This is a genomic window from Candidatus Thiosymbion oneisti (assembly GCF_900092655.1).
In the GTDB taxonomy this organism is placed as follows: Bacteria; Pseudomonadota; Gammaproteobacteria; order Chromatiales; family Chromatiaceae; genus Thiosymbion; species Thiosymbion oneisti.
In genome coordinates this window covers 1-320 of record NZ_FLUY01001146.1, presented here as the reverse complement: position 1 = coordinate 320, position 320 = coordinate 1, and the positions used below count along the sequence as shown (strand labels likewise).

The 320-nt window shown below is 60.3% G+C and carries 1 protein-coding gene; it reads right to left on the bottom strand.

Annotated features, from left to right (window positions below; genetic code table 11):
• A partial coding sequence (locus BQ17_RS11690; RefSeq protein WP_256091556.1) for an EF-Tu/IF-2/RF-3 family GTPase occupies positions 1-320 on the bottom strand: 320 nt, incomplete at both ends.

Sequence of the window (320 nt, the reverse complement as noted above, 5' to 3'; positions counted from 1 at the left end):
AAGTAGAACTGGGGACGATAGCCGTTGAAGAAGGGGGTGTGACGACCGCCTTCGTCCTTGCTCAGCACGTACACCTCGCCCTCGAAGTGGGTGTGGGGGGTAATGGTTCCGGGCTTGGCCAATACTTGTCCGCGCTCGACTTCGTCACGCTTGGTGCCCCGCAGTAAGACGCCAACGTTGTCGCCTGCCTGCCCTTGATCCAGCAGCTTGCGGAACATCTCAACCCCGGTGCAGGTGGTCTTAGTGGTCTCTTTGATGCCGACGATTTCGACTTCTTCGCCAACCTTGATCACGCCGCGCTCGACCCGGCCGGTCACGAC